Source organism: Sphingomonas sp. PP-CE-1A-559 (assembly GCF_004340965.1).
Lineage (GTDB): Bacteria > Pseudomonadota > Alphaproteobacteria > Sphingomonadales > Sphingomonadaceae > Sphingomonas.
This window is the reverse complement of sequence record NZ_SLYA01000003.1, coordinates 72,878-89,047: the sequence shown is the minus strand read 5'-3', so window position 1 is coordinate 89,047 and position 16,170 is coordinate 72,878. Positions and strand designations below refer to the sequence as shown.

Here is a 16,170-nt window from a genome sequence, read left to right as displayed (position 1 = left end):
CTTCTAGTCTTCCACCCCGGCGAAGGCCGGGGCCCAAGTGGGGGCGGTAGGTAACGACGGGCTGCGCATCGTTACTGCAACCTTTCCAATTGGGCCCCGGCCTTCGCCGGGGTGGTGCCCAATAGCCGGGGTGGTGCTGAGCGGGCGGGTGCAGCCGATCCGCGAACTATTGCCCTTCGTCAGGCCCCTGTTCTTCCTCCGGCGGCCGGCGATCGTCGCGGGGGGGCGGGCCTTCCTGGCGGTCGCGGCGGGAGGGGCCGACGGAGATGGTGCCGTCCTCGCCCATCTTCAGGTTGAAGCCCATCCCCTCGATCTCCCCGCCTAGCGGCAGGATCGAGTTGTCCTGCTCGTCCGCCGGCAGTGCGTCCGGATCGACTTCCTCGACCGCCGGAGGAGGCGCCGCGATCGGTGCGATCCCCAGCGCGCTCTGCATGAAGTCGCGCCAGATCCGTGCGGGAATACCGCCGCCCGACAGGCCGGGGTTCGACGAATTGTCGTCGTTGCCGACCCACACGCCGACCACCAGATCGCGCGCGAAGCCGACGAACAGCGCATCCTTGTTGTCCGACGTCGTACCGGTCTTGCCGAATGCGTCGACCGTCAGGTTCGCGCCGCGGCCGGTGCCGGTGCGGATCGAGGCGGCCAGCAGGTCGAGCATCTCGTCGTGGATCTTGCTCGGCATCTCGGTCGCGCCGCCGGTCAGCGACTGGTACCAGCCTTTCTCCCGCACGTCGGCGAGGCCCCGCGGCTGGACCGGATATTGCTCGCGCGCGATCGCGGCATAGGCGGCGGTGAGTTCGAGCAGCGACACGGTCGAGGTGCCGAGGCCGATCGTCGCCTCGCTGGGGATCGGCGTCGAGATGCCGAGATCGCGCGCCGCCTTGATCACCGCCTTGACGCCGACCTGCTGCGTCAGCCGGGCCGCAGCGACGTTGGACGAGCGGGCGAATGCCTGACGCAGCGTGATCGTGCCCTGATAGCGGCCGTCGCTGTTCTTCGGCGTCCAGTCGCCAATCGTCACCGGGCGGTCCTCGATCGTCGAATCGGGCGTCAGCCCCTGCCGCATCGCGGCCAGGTAGACGAACAGCTTGAAGGTCGAGCCGGGCTGGCGCCGCGCCTGCGTGGCGCGGTTGAACGGGCTTTTCGCGTAGTTCTTGCCGCCGATCATCGCGACGACGCGGCCATCGGGACGCATCGCCACCAGCGCGACCTGCGCCTGACGTAGACCCGCGCGCGCTACGGTGCGTTCTGCCGCGCGCTGTAACCGCGGGTCGAGTGTCGTCTGGACGGTCGCTTCCGTCTTTACCTCACCGGCCTGATCGCGTGCCTCGGGGAGGATCCAGTCGGCGAAATAGGTGCCGTTGGGGAGTTGCGACGGGCGGCTGCCGAGCACGCGCTGCGGCTGGACCGCCTCGCCCTCCGCCTTGGTGAGGAAGCCCGCGTCGACCATCGCGCCGACCACCACGGCCTCCCGCTTGCGCGCGCCTTCGAGGTTGGAGGTGGGGGCGAGGCGTGACGGCGCCTTGACCAGGCCGGCGAGCATCGCCGCCTGGCCGACGTTGAGCTTGTCGGGGGTGCGGCCGAAATAATGCTTGGCGGCCGCGCTGATCCCGTAGGTGTTGTCGCCGAAATAGACGTTCGAGAGATAGCGCGAGAGGATCTCGTTCTTCGACAGCCATGCCTCAAGCCAGAACGCGATCATCGCCTCGCGGATTTTCCGCGTCGCGGTGCGGTCCGAATCGAGGAAGGCGTTCTTCGCGAGCTGTTGCGTGATCGTCGAGCCGCCCTGGCGCACGCCCCCCGAGCCCATGTTGGCCCATGCCGCACGCGCGATGCCGCGCGGATCGACGCCCCAGTGCGAATAGAAGCGTCGGTCCTCGATCGCGAGGAACGCCTGCGTGACATGCGGCGGGAGCTTCGAGGCGTCGACCGACTTGCCGATGATCGCACCGCGCCGCGCGATCGGCGTGCCGTCGTCCGCAGTCAGCGTGATCGAGGGCGGCGTCGGCGGTTGCAGCGACTTCGACAGCGGCGCGGTGATCGCCAACCAGATGATCGCGATCACCAGCAGGACGATGCCGATGCCGAAGCCGCGCAGGATCCAGCGACCGATCGGACGCTCGCGCCGTGGCGCGCTGGGGGTGGTGTAGGCCACGCCGAAGTCGCGATCATACGGGGCCGGATCTTCGCCGTCCCGCTCGGCTTCGTATTTCTGGCGCAGGCGTTCGCGTTCGCTGATCAGCCGCTCGCGCTCATAGGCGTAGGGCTCGCGATCGCCGCTTGGGCCGGAACGGTTGGTGTCGAAGGGATCGGGGCGCATCGGTCGTTCCAGCGGGTCGGCCAAGCGGCGGACGTCAGGTGTATTATCGTTCTATGACAGCTCGGGCAAGTCTGCGCTTGCGCCGTCCGTTCCTGCGCATGCTTAACGTGTACAGGGGCTTAGCGACAGCGGCACGACGTCCGCGTGACGAGAACCGACCGAAGCTGTTGTCATCGCGCGACGAAACGGGAAAGAGCATCGCATGACGTTCGAACAGGATAAAACCGTGGCCGCTTCTGACACTCTTCCCGCCGTTCTGCCGCTGGTCGTCGGCATCGGCGGCACGATCGGCGGCGTCTCGTCGACCGAGCGCGCGTTGCGGATCGCGCTCGATGCGGTCGAGAAGCAGGGGTATCGCACGCAGATGTTCGGCGGTGCCGACATGGCGCGGCTGCCGCTGTACGATCCGAAGGCGACCACGCGGACAGCGGATGAGCAGGCGTTCGTGGAAGCCGTACGTGGTGCATCGGCGGTGATCATCGCAAGCCCGGGCTATCACGGCAGCATCTCGGGCGTGGTCAAGAACGCGCTCGACCTGCTGGAGGAGACGTCGCGCGACGAACGCCCGTATCTGGCGGACATGCCGGTCGGGCTGATCGCCACGGCGTATGGTTGGCAGGCGACGGGGAGCACGATCGCGGCGTTGCGCTCGATCGTCCATGCGTTGCGGGGGTGGCCGACGCCGTTTGCCGCCGCGATCAATACGCAGGTGACGAAGTTCGACGATGAGGGCGGGGCGAGCGATCCTGCGGTGCTCGAGCAGTTGCGGCTGGTCGGGCGACAGGTCGCGCGGTTCGCGCCGTTGTCCGAGCCGGCGAACTAGGACCTTCCGGCCCCTCCCTGAAAGGGAGGGGTTCGGGGTGGGTCGGTTTCGATCTGTCCAGACGTCGCGACACTAGCAGGCCTACCCACCCCCAGCCCCTCCCTTCCAGGGAGGGGGGCAGGTCATGTTGTTGGAAGCAGGCCTTACTTCAGGCCACCGCCGAGCGAGCGGTAGAGCTCGACCGCGTTGCTGTCGCGGACGAGGCGGGTGGCGAGCAGGCTTTGTTGCGCGGTGTAGAGCGCACGCTGCGAATCGAGCGTGTTGAGGAACGGGTCGATACCGGCGCGGAAGCGGAGCTGCGATAGGTTGTACGCGCCGGCCGCGTTGTCACGCAGCGACGTCTGTGCCTCGAGCTGGCTGTTGATCGTGCCGCGGCGTGCCAGCGCGTCTGCGACCTCGCGGAAGCCGGTCTGGATGCTCCGTTCATACGTGGCCAGCATCGCGTCGCGCGTTGCCTTGGCGTATTGCAGATTGCCCTTGTTGCGGCCGAAATCGAAGATCGGCTGCGTGATCGACGGCGCGACCGACCATTGCTGGCTGCCGCTGCCGAACAGGTTCGACAGGCCGAGGCTGAGCGTACCGAACGCCGCGGTCAGCGAAATGTTCGGGAAGAACGCTGCGCGCGCCGCGCCGATGTTCGCGTTGGCGGCGATCAAATTGTGCTCGGCCGCGGCCACGTCCGGACGGCGCAACAGCACCTCCGACGACAGGTTGGCAGGCAGATTCTCCAGCGTCGGCGTCTTGTCCGGCATCCGTGCAGGCAGCAGGTCCTGCGTCACGGTCGTCCCGGCGAGCAGGTTCAGCGCGTTCTGGTCCTGCGCGATCAGCGTGGTCGCGTCGGCAATGTCCGAGCGCGCCTGATCATAGGTGGTGCGCGCCTGACGCACTTCGAGTTCGGACGCGATGCCGATCCGGAAGCGATCCTGTGTGAGCTTCAGCGTCTGGCCGAACGCACGCTCGGTATCCTGCGCGATCTTCAGTCGGTCCTGGTCGGCGGCCATCGTCAGCCACGCGGTCGCGGTCTCCGAGATGAGCGACACCTGGGCTGCGTTGCGGTTTTCCTCCGCCGCGAAATACGCTTCCTGCTGCGCCTGGGTCAGGTTGCGGATGCGACCGAAGAGATCGATTTCCCATGCCGAGATACCGACATTGGCCGAATAGATGTCGGCGCGCCCGCTGCCGGTGACGGCAGTGCCCGCACCGCCGGTACCACCACCGGTGCCGCCACCCGTTCCGGTACCGCCACCGACGCCGCCCGTGCCACCACCAGTGCCGCCGCCCGTGCCGCCGCCGACACCGCCTACGCCGCCACCAACCGCACCGAACGGCGACTTCTGGTAGGTCGCGCTGCCGGTCGCGCCGATCGTCGGGAACAGGTCCGCGCGCTGGACGCGGTATTGCGCGCGCGCCTGTGCGACGTTGGCGACCGCGATGCGGACGTCGCGGTTATTGTCGAGCGCGAGGCGGATCACGCCGCGCAGACGGTCGTCGGTAAAGAACGCCTCCCATGCGGTGTCCGCCGGCACGATCGCGTTCGCGGCGTTGCCGGCTGAATAGGCTGGCCCGGTCGGTCCGCTCGGTGCCACGGGAAGCTCCGGGCGGACGTATTTGGGGGCGAGGTTGCACCCGGCGAGCGTGAGCCCGGCGGCGAACGTGAGCGCGGTGCGGCTGGAGATCTTGGTCGAGAACATCTGGATCAGGCCTCCTGCGGCCGCTGGTCGTGGGGCGGATGGCCGCCGTCACGGTTGTCGTCACGGTTGCCGTCGTGGTCAGGCACCTGGTCGCGGTCCTGCCCCGAGCCGGCCTTGTCCTGCTTGAAGACGCGCTTCACGAGCAGGAAGAACAGCGGCACGAAGAAGATCGCTAGGACGGTCGCGGACAGCATGCCGCCGACCACCGCCCAGCCGATCGCGTTCTGGCCACCGGCGCCGGCACCGCTCGACAATGCGAGCGGCAACACGCCGAAGATGAACGCGAACGACGTCATCAGGATCGGGCGCAGGCGAAGCTTGGCCGCCTCGACCGCGGCATCGGCCGCGTTCATCCCGTCGCCCATCTTCTCCTCGGCGAACTCGACGATCAGGATCGCGTTCTTCGCCGCCACGCCGATCGTCGTGATCAGCCCGACCTGAAGGTAGATGTCGTTGTTCAGCCCGAAGATCATTGCCGCACCGACCGCGCCGAGGACGCCGAGCGGCACCACCAGCAGGACGGCGATCGGGATCGACCAGCTCTCGTACAGTGCGGCCAGGCATAGGAACACGATCAGCAGCGACAGCGCATAGACCGTGGTCGACTGGCCGCCCGACAGGTTTTCCTCGTAGCTGAGGCCGGTCCATTCATAGCCGATGCCGGGGGGCAGCTTGGCCGCCATCTCCTCCATCGCCTTGATCGCGGTGCCGCTGCTGACGCCCGGCGCCGGCGAACCCATGATCTCGAACGACGCTACGCCGTTGTACCGTTCGAGTCGCGATGGCCCGTAGTTCCAGCTCGTCGTCGAGAAGGACGAGAACGGCGCCATCGCGTTGCTGGTCGTGCCGCGGACGTAGAAGTTGCCGAGATCGGCGGGCGTCGTGCGGAACGGCGCGTCGGCCTGCACGAACACCTTCTTCACGCGACCGCGGTCGATGAAGTCGTTGATGTACGCGCCACCGAACGCGGTGCTGACGGTGGTGTTGATGTCCTGCTGGCTGAGGCCGAGTGCCCCTGCCTGCGCCTGGTCGACGTTCAGTTTCAGCTGTGGCGCATCCTCCAGGCCGTTCGGGCGGACCTGCATCAGCCGCTTGTCCTGGCTGGCCATGCCGAGCAGCATGTTGCGCGCCTCGAGCAGTTTCTCGTGACCGACGCCGGCATTGTCCTTCAGCATGAAGTCGAAGCCGTTGGCGTTGCCGAGTTCCTGCACGGCGGGCGGCACGAAGCCGATCACCATGCCGGCACGGATCCCCGCAAGTGCCTGGTTGGCACGGGCCGCGACCGCGGCGACGCTGTTTTCCTTGCCGCTACGATCTTCCCACGGCTTGAGCTGGATGAAGGCGATGCCGACATTCTGGCCCTGGCCGACGAAGCCGAAGCCGCTGATCGTGAAGATGCCCGCGGTGTTGGCCTTCTCGTCGATCATGAAGTGATCGCGGACCTTGTCCATCGTCCGGGCGGTCTCCTCCATCGGCGTACCGGACGGCATCGAGACCTGCGCGAACATCACGCCCTGATCTTCCTCGGGGAGGAAGCCCGACGGCAGGCGCACGAAGATGAAGGCCATCGCGACGACGATCACGGCATAGACCAGCATCGTGCGGACCCAGCCCTTCTCGACGCGGCGCAGGCCGTTGCCGTACTTGCCGACGCCCTTGTCGAAGGTGCGGTTGAACCAGCCGAAGAAGCCCTTCTTCTCGCCATGCCCTTCCTTCGCGGGCTTCAGGATCGTCGCGCAGAGCGCGGGCGTCAGGATCAACGCGACCAGCACCGAGAGCGCCATCGACGACACGATGGTGATCGAGAACTGGCGGAAGATCACGCCGGTCGAGCCGCTGAAGAACGCCATCGGCAGGAACACCGCCGACAGCACCAGGCCGATGCCGACCAGCGCGCCGCTGATCTCGTCCATCGACTTCTTGGCGGCTTCCTTCGGGCTGAGCCCTTCCTCCTGGATCAGTCGCTCGACGTTCTCGACGACGACGATCGCGTCATCCACGAGCAACCCGATCGCCAGCACCATGCCGAACAACGTCAGCGTGTTGATCGTGAACCCCGCGACCTGGAGCACGGCGAGCGAGCCGAGCAACACGACCGGGACCGCGATCGTCGGGATCAGCGTGGCGCGGAAATTCTGGAGGAACAGGAACATCACGAGGAAGACGAGGACGATCGCCTCGATCAGCGTGTGGATGACCTGCTCGACCGACAGCCGCACGAACGTCGAATTGTCGATCGGGAACGCGACCTTGACGTCGGGCGGGAACTGCTTGGCGATCCGGTTCACCTCGGCCTTGACCAGCTTGACGGTATCGAGCGCGTTCGCACCCGGTGCCAGCTTCACGCCGAAGCCTGCCGCCTGCTTGCCGTTATAGCGCGCCTGGAAGCTGTAGTTCTCCGAGCCCATCTCGACGCGGGCGACGTCCGACAGGCGCACGGTCGCGCCGCTGGTCGCCGAGCGGACGATGATTGCGCGGAACTGTTCCGGCGTCTGGAGGCGCGACTGTGCGGTCACGGTGGCGTTGAGCGACTGGCCTTTCACCGCGGGCAGACTGCCCACTTGCCCCGCCGAGACCTGTGCGTTCTGCGCGGTCAGTGCGGAGGTGATGTCGGTGACGGTGACGCCGAGGTTCGACATCTTGAAGGGGTCGACCCAGATCCGCATCGAATATTGCGCGCCGAACACCTGCGTGTCGCCGACGCCCTTGATGCGGCTGAGCGGATCCTGGAGCTTCGAGGCGATCATGTCGCCGAGATCGACCTGGTCGTGGTCGCCGTTTTCCGAATAGGCGGCGATGATGAGCAGGAAGTTGGCGGTCGCCTTGGTCACACGAAGGCCGGCCTGCTGCACTTCCTGCGGCAGGAGCGGCGTCGCCTGTTGCAGCTTGTTCTGCACCTGGACCTGCGCGATGTCGGGATCGGTGCCCTGCTCGAAGGTGAGCGTGATCGCGAGGTTGCCCGAGCCGTCCGAGGTCGAGGCGAAATAGCGAAGGTTGTCGATCCCCTTCATCTGCTGCTCGATGATCTGCGTCGTCGTGTTCTCGAGCGTCTGTGCGTCGGCGCCCGGATAGGACGTCGCGACCGTCACCTTGGGGGCGGCGATCTCAGGGAACTGGGCGATCGGCAGCGACCGGATCGCGAGGATACCGGCCAGCATCAGGATGATGGCGATGACCCACGCGAAGATGGGTCGATCGATGAAATAGCGTGACATGGGCGGTTACTTCCCGGCCTGCGCGGAACTGTTGCTGGTCGCACCGGAAGCGTCGCCGCCTCCAGGTGCAGCGCCGGGCCCGCCAGCGGGCTTGGCGACCTGCTGCGGAGCCGCTGGCTTGACGGTCGAACCTGGGCGCAGGTTGAGCAGGCCCTCGACGATCAGCTTGTCGCCGGGCTTCAGGCCGCTGGTGACGATCCACTTGTCGCCGATCACGCGGTCGGTGGTGACATTACGCTGCTCGACCTTGTTCTGCGCGTTGACGACCAGAGCGGTCGCGCCGCCGCGCGGATCGCGCGTGATGCCGGCGGTCGGCGCCATGATCGCCTGGCGACGCGTGCCCTCGACGAGCTTCGCACGGACGTACATGCCGGGCAGCAACAGGCCGTTGGGGTTCGGGAAGCTCGCGCGCAGCGTCACCGCGCCGGTGGTCTGGTCGACCGTGACTTCGGAGAATTGCAGGCGACCCTCGATCGGATAAGTGCTGCCGTTCGGGAGGATCAGTTGGACGCGCGCGCTGCCGTCGCCGCGAGTCACGCCGCCGCCCGCCATCGCCTGCTTGAGATCGAGCAGCTGCGCCGCCGACTGGACGACGTCGACATACACGGTGTTGGTGCGCTGGATCGTCGCGAGCGGATCGGTCTGGCCGGTCTGGACCAGCGCGCCGACGGTCACGAGCGACCGGCCGATGCGACCGGAGATCGGTGCCTTGATCCGCGTGAAGCCCAGGTTGACGCGCGCCGACTGGACCGCTGCCTGCTGCGCTGCAACATTGGCGCGAGCCTGTTGTGCGGAGGCATTTGCGTTGTCCGCTTCCTGCTTGCTGACTGCGTTCAGCTGCACGAGCTGGCCGTAGCGCTGCGCTTGGAGGCGGGTCGCGTTGATCTGCGACTGGGCCGCGCCGAGCTGGCCCTGCGCGCTGGCGAGCGCCGCGCGATAGGGGGCGTCCTCGATCGCGTAGAGGACCTGCCCCTTGCTGACCATCGCACCCTCGGTGAACAGGCGATCGCGGACCACGCCGCTGACCTGCGGACGGACCTCCGAGGTCTCTACCGCGGCGATACGGCCGGGAAGTTCGGAGGTGAGGACGACCGCTTCCTCGCCGACCGTGACGACGCCGACGGTCGGTGTGGGCGGAGGCGGCGGAGCCTGCTCCTTGCCGCAAGCCGACAGCAGGGCGAGCGCGAAGAGCGCCACCGATCCCTTGAGGTTCAATTGCTGCATGTTAAGCATCCCGACGTCCGTGCAGATTAGGTTCACCGGAATGAACGTTCATTCCGCTTGCTTGCCCGCTAGGATTGTGCGAGCGGCCGGTCAACCTAAAAACGCGTCGGGAACATGGTTTTGAGTGCAGTGCAGCATGAAATGGGAAGTCGGGAGCGTATCGTCTCGTCGGCCCGTCATCTGTTTGCGACACAAGGGTTTCATCAAACCCCGATGTCCGAACTGGCCGTGGCGGCGGGCGTTTCCGTCGGCCAGATCTATCGCCTGTTCACCGGCAAGAACGCGGTGATCCAGGCGATCGTGATGGAGGATGCAGCGGCCAAGATGGGCGAGCTGCAGACGATGAACGACTCGGTCAAATCGGAACGGTTCTCGATCGAGGAAGGGTTCGTCGAACTGGCGCGGCGTGCCTTGTCGAAGGGTGACGAGGCACTGTCGTTCGAGATCATGGCGGAGGCGCATCGCAACGCGGACGTCGCCGACACGATCGCCGACCTGTGCCGCGATTTTCGCCGGATGATCCGCGAACTCGCCTGCGTCGCCAATCCGGACTTGCAGGAGAACGAACTGGAAGGCGCGGAGGAACTGATCCTCGCGTTCATGTTCGGGCTGGGCCACCGTACCCTGTCGCGGCCGCGGTTGTCGGAGGATGAGACGGCGCGGTTGACCGGGCGGATGATCCTGGCGGCGGTGCGCGCGATCTAGAACTTCGTCATCCTGACGAAAGTCAGGATCCAGGGTAAAGAGCGACAACCTTCCTGGCTCTGGATCCTGACTTTCGTCAGGATGACGGACGATGGGTCAGCGCACCGCGGCGCGCAGGGTGGCGCGGACGCCGGTGTGGGTCGGGTCGTATTCGACGATCGACTGCAGGCTCTGCGCCATCGCGCGGATGAGCTTCGTGCCGAGGCCCGTGCCGCGCGGGACGGCGTCCTCGGGGATGCCGCAGCCATCGTCTTCGACCGCGAGCAGGAAGACGTCGTCGTCGATCCGGCGCAGCGCCACGCGAACTTCGCCGCCGCTGTTGGGGTAGGCGTATTTGCAGGCGTTGGTGACGAGTTCGGTGACGATCACGCCCAGCGAAACCGCGCGGTCGGTGGGCAGGCGGATCGGTTCGGCGGCGAGGCTGAGCGCGCGGGGGAGCGCCTCGGTCGACCAGGTCTCGGCGAGTTCGTCGACCAGTGCGCCGAGATATTCCTGCATGTCGACGCTCTCGACGTCGTTGCTGGTGTAGAGCCGGCGGTGGACCTGCGCGATCGCCTGGATGCGGCGCTGCGTATCTTCCAATGCCTCTCGCGCGGAAGGGTCGGTCAGCGCGGTCGCCTGGAGGCGGACCATCGCCGAGACGAGTTGCAGCGAGTTGGCGACGCGGTGGTTAACCTCGCCGAGCAGCGCCTCGAGCCGCGCGTTGCTGGCGCGGAGATCGGCCTCGGCGGACGCCTTCTCCTGTTCGAGCAGGGCGCGCGCGCGCACCTGTTCGAACGAGGCGGCGAGCAGGTCGAAGAAGTCCTCGCCGACGGTCTTCACGACGTAATCGGCGGCACCGGCCTTCAGCGCGGCGACCGCGATGCGGCCTTCCTCGGAACCGGTGACGTACACGACGGGGGGCGGATCGGGCAGGCGGCGGAGCGCTTCCAATGTTTCGAGACCGTCCATGCCAGGCATGTAATGATCGACCGCAATTAGGTCGAAGCGTTCCGCGGCGGCTTTGACGACGCCCTCGGCCCCCGTCTCGGCAACGGTCATCCGGTAGCCGCGGCGTTCGAGCGCACGCGCCGCCAGCCGCCGGATCCCGGCGTCGTCGTCGATGTAGAGGACGCGCGTTTCGCTCACTCGGCTTCGGGGACCTGGATCACCGACAGGAACAGCCCGAGCTGGCGGATCGCCTGTGCGAAACTCTCATAGTTCACCGGCTTGGTGATGTAGACGTTGCAGCCGAGATCGTAGCAGCGCTCGATCTCGACCTTGTCGTCGGTGGTGGTGAGCACGACGACCGGCGTGCGCTTGAGCGGGCTGCCCTCCGCCTTGATCCGCGCGAGGATGTCCGTCCCGCTCATGTCGGGCAGGTTCAAGTCGAGCAGGATCATCGCCGGGCCGCTCTTTGCTGGGCCGTCGGCGGCGTTGAACAGGAAGTCGAGCGCGGTGGTGCCGTCGGTGAAGTGGCGGATATCGTTCAGGATACCCGCGCGGCGGATGTTCTTTTCGATGAGGCGGGCATGGCCCTCGTCATCCTCGATCATCACGATACCGACGGTCTTGTGATCGTTCATGCTGCGTCCTGGATGGTCATGTGGGTCGGCAGGTTGAGCCGGAAGGTCGCGCCGTCGCCGAGCGTCGACTGTACGTCGATCGTGCCGCTCAGACGATAGGCGAGCGCGCGGACATGCGCGAGTCCGATGCCTTCGCCCGGCTGGTCCTGCGCGCCCGAGCGGCGGAACAGGTCGAACACGCGCTGGTGATCGCGCGGATCAATGCCGCGGCCGTTGTCGACCACCGACAGGATGACGCGGCCGCGTTCGGTATGGCCCTTGACCGTGATCTCGCCGGGGCGGCCGGGCTTCAGGTATTTGGTCGCGTTCTCGATCAGGTTCGACAGGATCTGCTCGAGCGCGAGGCGATCGGTGACGATTCCCGGCATCGGCCGCTCGATGCGCACCACGGCGCCGCGATCGTCGACGATGTGCTGCATCGCGCCGACGATCGTGTCGACCAGTTGCGCAGGGTCGATATGCTCGGGCGCGATCGTCCGGCGGCCTTCGCGCGCGAGCTTGAGGATGGCGTTGATCAGCCGGTCCATCTTCTGCGTCGAAGTGCGGATGAAGCCGATCGCCTCGGGCAGGTCCTCGCGCGCCGCCAGTCGCGCGTCTTCTATGAGGATGTGCGGTGCCTCGGCTTCGGCACGGTCGACCAGCTCGGCAAGCGGCACCGCGGCGGCGGCGAGTTCGGCGGTGAAGCCCATCACGTTGACGAGCGGCGAGCGCAGATCGTGGCTGACGATATAGGCGAAGCGCTGGATCTCCTCGTTCGCGCGGCTGAGGTCTGCGGTGCGTTCGGCGACCTGTTCCTCGAGCGTCTCGTTGAGGGTGCGCAGGCTGTCGCGCGACGCGGCGAGGTCGGCGGTGTAGCGGCGGATCAGTAGGACCGCGAGGATCGCGACGACCAGCAGCAGCGCCGCGGCGAGCCCGGCGACCGAGAGGAACAGCGCGCTGGTGCGTTCCTGCCGCTCGGTGCGGATCGCGAGCAGGCGGACTTCGTCGGCGGCCATCGCCTGGGTGCGGTAGCGGATGCCACGCATCAACGGCACGCTGGCATCGACCGCGAACCGGCGCTGAGCCTCGGCGATCCGGCCCGACGCGACCAGGGTCATCGATTGCGTCCGGAGCGCGCGCAACTGGACGAAGCGCGGCTCGATCAGGTCGAGGCGGGCACCCTGCCGAGGGTTGTCGCGGGTCAGGTGGCGCAGCTTGCGGATCGACGGGACGAGGTTGCCCGCGCTCCGGGCATAGGCGGTGGCGAACAGCGGTTTGCCGGCCAGGATATAGCCGCGCCGCGCCGTCTCGGATTGCTCCATCTGGATCTGGAGCGTGGCGATCGCCTGGCGGACGTCCTGCGTATGGAGGATCTCGGCGGTATAGGTGCGGTTGCGGACCGTGATCCAGCCGATCGCGATCGCCGCAGCGGCCAGCGCGATGAAGCCGAGCGTCATGAACGCGACCAGCCAACGTGCGACTCGCCCTTCCGAAGAGGGCAGTTTCAAGCGTACGCGCACCATAGGACGGGCGGTGTAGGCTGGCGGATGTCGTTACGCCAGCGATACTGCCGCGTCCGCAAGCGCAACGATATTGATTTAGAGCAGCAGGTCCTGCGCACTGGCCTTGCCGACGCGGCCGCCGCCGCTGCGCCGGTCCATCTCGTGGTTGGCGGTGAAGCGGATGTCGGGATCGCGATCGGTCATGAACGCCATCAGCGTCTCGTGATCGAGCTCGGACCATTCCTTGCCGCGATCCGGTCCATAGCGGACACGGGGGATGAGCCCCGGATCACGCGACCATTCGAGCAGCTGCGCAAGGCTCGCCTCGTTCAGCATGTCGCGCAAGTGGAACGCGGTGACGTATGCGTCGGGGAATGCGCGGTGGGCAGGCAGGCCGCGCTCGTGCTCCATGCCGTGCGGCTTGCGCCAGTAGCGCAGCACCTGATTGGAGAAACTCGGCGAGTCGGGCCAGAGTCGCAGCGCGCATTTCCACGTGCAGATCCACTCGGCATCGCGGGTCAGCGCGGGGGTGCAGAATTTCTGTTCGAAATCGGCGCGATGCGCGGCGAGCGCCAAGCGACGCGGCCACGGGTCGAGCACCTGGCGCGCACAGTCATGCCAGTACGGCGCGTCGGCGACATGCTCGTCGAGGATGTGGTGGATCGCCTGAGTCACCGGCGGGATCAGTCGGCCGGGATTGACGAGCAGGCTGCCGCCTTCGCCGTAGATCTCCCAGCGTCCGTCCTCGCCGAGCGCGACGTCCTGCCAGCCGATCTCGCACACGCCGTGCGCAGGCGGGGCCGAACCGGTGGTCTCGAGGTCGACGACCCGGATCATCTGGGGTTGCGGTTTGGGCTTGGGGTAGGGGGGCGCCATGCCCGCCATGTGGGGACAAAAGCGCGGTTAATCCAGCGCGTATGAGTCTTCCACGTCGAGTTCGCGGACGCCGCGGCGCTGGCGGGCGCGGTCGACCAGTTTCCGGAGACCTTCGCGACGGTCGCGTGCCATCGGGATATCGCGGAGCGTGAACTCGCCGCCGCTGGTGGTGCGGTCGCTGGAGGTGAGGATGATCGTGCCGATGTCGGTCATCTGGTTGAGCAGGGAGTAGCCGAGGCGGACGTCCTTGATCCGGTAGAGCTCGATCTCGTCGATCGTCTTGAACAGGATGCCGCGCTTGATGATCAGGCGCTGGTCGGTGATCTCGTAGCTGGCGCTGCGGTTTTTCAGCCAGCGGACGCCGATGATGACGAAGCCCACGCCGGCGAGGCAAGTGAGCAGGGTGCCCCAACCGGCAAAGCTGCCGAGCAGCCAGCGGCGCGTGCTGGAGCGGAATTCGTCGACTGGGCGCTCCACGTGGGGACTCCTTGGGGTGGTGGTGGGACGGTAGGCTGGGGTGATGGCGTGTCAATCATGTGTGGCTGCCGTCCAACCACCACCGTCATCCGCGAAGGCGGGGATCCATAGTCTCCGAACGGTTGCGATCCCTTGGAAGGCTAGCCAGTGTGGGTTCCCGCCTCCGCGGGAATGACGGGGAGTGGGGCACTGCACTGCTCGCCGCGAGGTGCTAGGCTAATTCTTGGAGCGCCCTCTCCATCAGCACCACCCCGGCGGAGGCCGGGGCCCAATTGGGGGACGTTGCTAACGGAGCGGAGCGCTTCATTACATCCACCTTTCCAACTGGGCCCCGGCCTTCGCCGGGGTGGTGGTCGTGTTACGCTACCGATCTCACAACACCGCTTGCCGCGAGTTGTGCATCGACCTCTGCCAGAAGCGTATCAAGCGCCGCCTGGTCCTTCGCTTCCGCGCGGACCGTCAGCATCGCCTGCGTGTTCGAGGCTCGCAGCAGCCACCACCCATCGGCGGTGGTCACCCGCGCGCCATCGGTCAGGTCCATCTCCGTGCCCTCCGACTTCAACCGCGCGATCACCTCGCCCACCACCGCGAACTTCCGCGCGTCCTCGACCGGGAAGCGCAGGTCGGGCGTCGCCACCAGCGCCGGCATCGCATTTCGCAACTCGGTCAGCGAACGCCCCGACAGATGCACCGCGCGGATCAGCCGCACTGCCGCGTAGTGCGCATCGTCGAACCCGTAATATTCGCCCGCGAAGAACAGGTGTCCGCTCAACTCGCCGCCGATCGGTGCGCCGGTGCGGGTCATCGCGGTCTTCATCAGGCTGTGGCCTGTGGCGGCCATCACCGGCTCGCCGCCCAGTTCCGCGATTCGGTCGAACAACGCCTGCGAAGACTTAACGTCGGCGACGATCGGCGCGCCGGGGTGTTCGCGCAGCGCAGGTTCGACCAGAATGGAGAGGATCTGATCGCCCCAGATCACTCGGCCTAACCCGTCGACCGCACCGATCCGGTCGCCGTCGCCATCGAAGGCCAGTCCGAAATCGAGCTTCTTCTCCGCGACCAGGCGTTTCAAATCGGCGAGGTTCGACTCTTCGGTAGGATCGGGATGATGGTTGGGGAAATTGCCGTCGACTTCGGCGAAGATCACATGATGCTCACCCGGCAGGAGCTTCACGAGCTTCTCGATCACCGGGCCGGCGGCGCCGTTTCCCGTGTCCCAACCGATCCGGTACGCTCCGCCCGCATAGCCCGCCATCAGCCGCCCGACATAGGCGTCGAGCACGTCCGCGGTCGTGACTTCGCCCGCGCCTTCGCTCCAGGCGCCCGACGCCGCGAGCGCGGCCAAGTCCTGGATGTCGTCGCCGAAAAATGGCGCGTGGGCGTGCACCATCTTGAAGCCGTTATACTCGGGGGGATTATGGCTGCCGGTTACCTGGATGCCGCCGTCCACCTCTAGCGTCGCTTCGGCGTAATAGAGCATCGGCGAGGTGCTGAGGCCGATGCGGACGACGTCGACGCCGCCCGCGACGAGGCCGGATACGAGCGCGGCTTCGAGGTCTGGCGAGGAGTTGCGGCCGTCATAGCCGACCGCGACGCGGTGGCCGCCGGCGGCGCGGATGCGGGTGGCGAAGCCTCGACCGATCGCGGTGGCATCGGCGGGGCCGAGCGCTTTGCCGACGATCCCGCGGATGTCGTATTCGCGGAGCGAGGTCGGGTCGAACTGGTGGGTCATGGGCCTCTCGCTGGTCTCGTTTCGATTTTTAGGCTGCGGTTCCCCCGCGAAAGCGGGGGGC

The 16,170-nt window shown here is 66.9% G+C and carries 12 protein-coding genes; 2 read left to right on the top strand and 10 right to left on the bottom strand.

Annotated elements, in window-relative coordinates:
• Positions 1–166: 166 nt before the first annotated feature.
• Positions 167–2,320 (bottom strand): transglycosylase domain-containing protein, encoded by a 2,154-nt coding sequence (locus C8J42_RS10670; RefSeq protein ID WP_133020065.1) that lies wholly within the window; start codon positions 2,318–2,320, stop codon positions 167–169.
• 226 nt (positions 2,321–2,546) lie between these two features.
• Here C8J42_RS10670 and C8J42_RS10665 point away from each other — a divergent pair, with 226 nt between their 5' ends.
• Positions 2,547–3,143: an NADPH-dependent FMN reductase gene (locus tag C8J42_RS10665; RefSeq protein WP_243644306.1), complete on the top strand. Its 597-nt coding sequence runs from the start codon at positions 2,547–2,549 to the stop codon at positions 3,141–3,143.
• A gap of 143 nt (positions 3,144–3,286) precedes the next feature.
• Here the strand turns inward: C8J42_RS10665 and C8J42_RS10660 are convergent, their stop codons facing one another.
• Genes C8J42_RS10660 through C8J42_RS10650 form a run of 3 tightly spaced genes read right to left on the bottom strand, consistent with a single transcriptional unit; the run spans position 3,287 to position 9,273 of the window.
• Complete coding sequence (locus C8J42_RS10660) at positions 3,287–4,834, bottom strand: efflux transporter outer membrane subunit (RefSeq protein WP_133020063.1); 1,548 nt, start codon at positions 4,832–4,834, stop codon at positions 3,287–3,289.
• 5 nt (positions 4,835–4,839) lie between these two features.
• On the bottom strand, positions 4,840–8,049 hold the full coding sequence (locus C8J42_RS10655) for an efflux RND transporter permease subunit (protein WP_133020062.1): 3,210 nt from the start codon (positions 8,047–8,049) through the stop codon (positions 4,840–4,842).
• Positions 8,050–8,055: 6 nt separating this feature from the next.
• Positions 8,056–9,273: an efflux RND transporter periplasmic adaptor subunit gene (locus tag C8J42_RS10650; RefSeq protein WP_133020061.1), complete on the bottom strand. Its 1,218-nt coding sequence runs from the start codon at positions 9,271–9,273 to the stop codon at positions 8,056–8,058.
• 114 nt (positions 9,274–9,387) lie between these two features.
• On the opposite strand from C8J42_RS10650, the gene C8J42_RS10645 reads away from it, so the two are divergent.
• A complete protein-coding gene (locus tag C8J42_RS10645; RefSeq protein WP_268795502.1) occupies positions 9,388–9,978 on the top strand; it encodes a TetR/AcrR family transcriptional regulator in 591 nt (196 codons plus the stop codon).
• Between the two features lie 96 nt (positions 9,979–10,074).
• Here the strand turns inward: C8J42_RS10645 and C8J42_RS10640 are convergent, their stop codons facing one another.
• From C8J42_RS10640 to C8J42_RS10615, 6 genes are all read right to left on the bottom strand, one after another.
• Positions 10,075–11,106 carry a histidine kinase dimerization/phosphoacceptor domain -containing protein gene (locus tag C8J42_RS10640; protein ID WP_133020060.1) on the bottom strand — a complete coding sequence of 344 codons (1,032 nt, stop codon included), beginning with the start codon at positions 11,104–11,106 and terminating at the stop codon, positions 10,075–10,077.
• Positions 11,103–11,543 carry a response regulator gene (locus C8J42_RS10635; protein WP_056053360.1) on the bottom strand — a complete coding sequence of 147 codons (441 nt, stop codon included), beginning with the start codon at positions 11,541–11,543 and terminating at the stop codon, positions 11,103–11,105. The genes C8J42_RS10640 and C8J42_RS10635 overlap by 4 nt, the downstream gene beginning before the upstream one ends.
• Entirely contained in the window at positions 11,540–13,045 is a 1,506-nt protein-coding gene (locus C8J42_RS10630) for a sensor histidine kinase (RefSeq protein ID WP_133020059.1), read from the bottom strand. Before C8J42_RS10630 ends, C8J42_RS10635 begins: the two co-directional genes overlap by 4 nt.
• Positions 13,046–13,120: 75 nt before the next feature.
• Positions 13,121–13,900: an exonuclease domain-containing protein gene (locus C8J42_RS10625; RefSeq protein ID WP_056066586.1), complete on the bottom strand. Its 780-nt coding sequence runs from the start codon at positions 13,898–13,900 to the stop codon at positions 13,121–13,123.
• Between the two features lie 27 nt (positions 13,901–13,927).
• Positions 13,928–14,377, bottom strand: coding sequence for a PH domain-containing protein (locus C8J42_RS10620; protein ID WP_133020058.1), 450 nt, complete (start codon positions 14,375–14,377; stop codon positions 13,928–13,930).
• Positions 14,378–14,735: 358 nt separating this feature from the next.
• Positions 14,736–16,109: a phosphomannomutase/phosphoglucomutase gene (locus C8J42_RS10615; protein WP_133020057.1), complete on the bottom strand. Its 1,374-nt coding sequence runs from the start codon at positions 16,107–16,109 to the stop codon at positions 14,736–14,738.
• Positions 16,110–16,170 lie beyond the last annotated feature (61 nt).

Excerpts from the sequence above, each read along its gene's own strand:
- C8J42_RS10670 (WP_133020065.1), bottom strand. The coding sequence starts at position 2,320 with ATGCGCCCCGATCCCTTCGACACCAACCGTTCCGGCCCAAGCGGCGAT.
- C8J42_RS10660 (WP_133020063.1), bottom strand. The coding sequence starts at position 4,834 with ATGTTCTCGACCAAGATCTCCAGCCGCACCGCGCTCACGTTCGCCGCC.
- C8J42_RS10655 (WP_133020062.1), bottom strand. The coding sequence starts at position 8,049 with ATGTCACGCTATTTCATCGATCGACCCATCTTCGCGTGGGTCATCGCC.
- C8J42_RS10650 (WP_133020061.1), bottom strand. The coding sequence starts at position 9,273 with ATGCAGCAATTGAACCTCAAGGGATCGGTGGCGCTCTTCGCGCTCGCC.
- C8J42_RS10645 (WP_268795502.1), top strand. The coding sequence starts at position 9,388 with ATGGTTTTGAGTGCAGTGCAGCATGAAATGGGAAGTCGGGAGCGTATC.
- C8J42_RS10635 (WP_056053360.1), bottom strand. The coding sequence starts at position 11,543 with ATGAACGATCACAAGACCGTCGGTATCGTGATGATCGAGGATGACGAG.
- C8J42_RS10630 (WP_133020059.1), bottom strand. The coding sequence starts at position 13,045 with ATGGTGCGCGTACGCTTGAAACTGCCCTCTTCGGAAGGGCGAGTCGCA.
- C8J42_RS10625 (WP_056066586.1), bottom strand. The coding sequence starts at position 13,900 with ATGGCGCCCCCCTACCCCAAGCCCAAACCGCAACCCCAGATGATCCGG.
- C8J42_RS10615 (WP_133020057.1), bottom strand. The coding sequence starts at position 16,109 with ATGACCCACCAGTTCGACCCGACCTCGCTCCGCGAATACGACATCCGC.